This window comes from Vibrio jasicida CAIM 1864 = LMG 25398, from assembly GCF_000400365.1.
Lineage (GTDB): Bacteria > Pseudomonadota > Gammaproteobacteria > Enterobacterales > Vibrionaceae > Vibrio > Vibrio jasicida.
In genome coordinates, this window is sequence record NZ_BAOG01000166.1 from 1 (window position 1) to 2444 (window position 2444).

Genomic DNA, 2444 nt, shown 5'->3' on the forward strand with positions numbered 1-2444 from the left:
CAACAAGACCGCCACATCGGCGGTCTTTCTTATTGTGAACAAAGAAGCTGGTGTAAATCGGTAACGAGGCAAGTAAATGACAAAGGCAAAACGTGTTGTGATTAGCTGGTCGAGTGGTAAAGACTCCACGTTAACGTTAGAGCGTCTAAACGAAAATCCGCATTATCAGGTGGTTGGCTTGTACACAACTTATGTTGATAAAGAAGTACCTTTCCAAGCAACGCCACTTGAGGTTGTGCAAATGCAGGCGGACTTACTTGGTCTTTCGCTCATTACCATCGAGCTGCCCGAAGTCTTCCCGAGTAACGACATTTATCAATCGACCATCGTTCATGCATTGGAAAATAGTGGGCTGAATGTAGAAGCTGTCGCGTTTGGTGATATGTTCTGCAATGGTATAGCTGATTATCGACGTAGCTATATTGAGCCTGCCGGTTGGGAATGTGTATTCCCATTGCTGGGGGAAGAGAGCAAGGCATTGGCATTTGAAATTGTCGAGCGTGGTATTCAAACCATGCTAATCACCACCGATGGAGAAGTATTACCGTCGGAGTGGTGTGGACGTTGGTATGACAAAGCGCTGATTGAGTCATTACCCGGTCATATTGACCCCTGCGGGGAAAATGGTGAATTCCATACATTGGTGACATCAACGCCATCATTTCAAGGACATATAGAATTGACTAAGCTTGAAGTGGAAATAGGGGAGCGATTCAGCCATCAAAGATACCAAGCCAAAGCATTGCCAAAACAAATCTAACCAGTATGATCGCCGAGTCTCTAATTTGCAGGTAAGACTCGTGCGAGCATCAAGTAAGAAAAAAGTCCTAGTGTTTGACTCCGGTGTTGGAGGGCTATCGGTCTTTCAAGAAATCCACCGACTTCTTCCACACATGGATTACTTGTATCTATTCGACAACGAAGCTTATCCATATGGCGAGCTCGATCAAGATGTACTGATCACTCGTGTCAATCAGCTAGTGGCGGCATTGGTGGAAGAGCATCAAGCCGATATCGTGGTTATTGCGTGCAATACGGCAAGTACCATTGTGCTGCCTTCCTTGCGCGCTAATCTATCCATTCCAGTGGTTGGAGTGGTCCCAGCAATAAAGCCTGCTTCTTTACTTGCCTCTCTAGGTGTCGGGCTCATTGCTACGCCAGCGACCGTCACTCGTCAGTATACTCATGAGCTGATTCGCGATTTTGCTCAAGGAAAACCTGTTGAATTGCTAGGTTCTACTCGCTTAGTGGATATGGCGGAAGAAAAGCTGCGCGGGGAAAGTATCTCTTTAGTAGAACTCGAAAGCATTCTTCTACCGCTACGCAATAAAGTGGATGTTGCAGTACTTGGCTGTACTCACTTTCCTTTGATTAAAGATGAAATCAATCAAGCGTTAGGTGGAGAAGTCACGCTAGTTGATTCTGGCGAAGCGATTGCTCGTCGAGTAAAAGCGTTACTCATGAGTGATATGAAGCAAGAGAGTAAAGAGGAAGGGAGCAAGAAAATTTATGCCAGTGCACCTCCTTGGCAAGAAGATGCACTGAATATCTGTCTGGCAGAACTAGGTTTTAATCCTGTTCAAGTTTACCGCCATCCGGATGTTTAGGGTCGTTAGCAATTCGAACTTTCAGAGTTCGCTCCATATATTCCTTTTCATTGAGTTTCGCGATAGCAGGTTTGGCATCAGCCGCGGCCATCACGACAAAACCAAACCCTCTTCTTTTACCGGTGCGTTTGTCTTTCATTAAGCGCACCGCATAAACCTGCCCATACTCCGCAAACAAATCACGAACGTGACTCTCATTTGCTTTATAAGGCAAGTTGCCGACATACAGCGTTTTGGTCGAAGGATCGGAATCAGAAGGTTGAATAACAGGTGTCTTGCTAGAAAGTGAAAACAGAAAAGCAGTAGCGACAACACCAATAACAAAGCTCAAGGCTGGTGGAACCGGTAATTGAGAGAAGATAACTCCCCCGATAACCGCTAACCCAGCACACAAGGTCAGATTTTTTTTAGACGTCATTTTGATTACTACATATAGATGATAAAGAAATTGTCTGTCTATTAACAAAGTAGACACATGGATCTTACGTATATGGTTGGTGTTTTTCCAACCAATTGCTGTGATATGTCTCAAATGTGACGAAGAAATATGCAGATATAACGCATTTGATGGATAAGTGAGCGCTTGAATTGTTTTTTTCAAAAAAGGGGTTGCGCTCATTTCTGAATTCCCTATACTGCGCATCCACCGACACGGAGTGAGACGAAAGTCACACGGCGAGTCGGGAAGAGAGAAAAAAGAATTTGAAAAAAATGCTTGACTCTCTCACGGTGTGAAGTAAGATACGCACCCCTAACGACGAGCAACTAAGTTGCTGAAAATGTTAGAAAAGCTCTTTAAAAATAAGAACCTATCAATCTGTGTGGGCACTCGTTGAT

Annotated in this window: 3 protein-coding genes; 2 read left to right on the forward strand and 1 reads right to left on the reverse strand. The window is 44.4% G+C overall.

The window, feature by feature from the left end:
• The first annotated feature begins 76 nt into the window (after positions 1-76).
• Both VJL_RS25995 and murI read left to right on the forward strand, forming a co-directional pair.
• Positions 77-760: a Dph6-related ATP pyrophosphatase gene (locus VJL_RS25995; protein ID WP_038882250.1), complete on the forward strand. Its 684-nt coding sequence runs from the start codon at positions 77-79 to the stop codon at positions 758-760.
• Positions 761-800: 40 nt separating this feature from the next.
• A complete protein-coding gene (gene murI / locus VJL_RS26000; RefSeq protein WP_038882251.1) occupies positions 801-1607 on the forward strand; it encodes a glutamate racemase in 807 nt (268 codons plus the stop codon).
• On the opposite strand, the gene VJL_RS26005 is transcribed toward murI, so the two are convergent.
• A complete protein-coding gene (locus VJL_RS26005) occupies positions 1570-2025 on the reverse strand; it encodes an RNA-binding protein (RefSeq protein WP_038873069.1) in 456 nt (151 codons plus the stop codon). The two genes, murI and VJL_RS26005, sit on opposite strands and share 38 nt — an antisense overlap.
• Between the last annotated feature and the right edge of the window lie 419 nt (positions 2026-2444).

Coding starts and splice junctions, on each gene's coding strand:
- VJL_RS25995 (WP_038882250.1), top strand. CDS start 77: ATGACAAAGGCAAAACGTGTTGTGATTAGCTGGTCGAGTGGTAAAGAC.
- VJL_RS26005 (WP_038873069.1), bottom strand. CDS start 2,025: ATGACGTCTAAAAAAAATCTGACCTTGTGTGCTGGGTTAGCGGTTATC.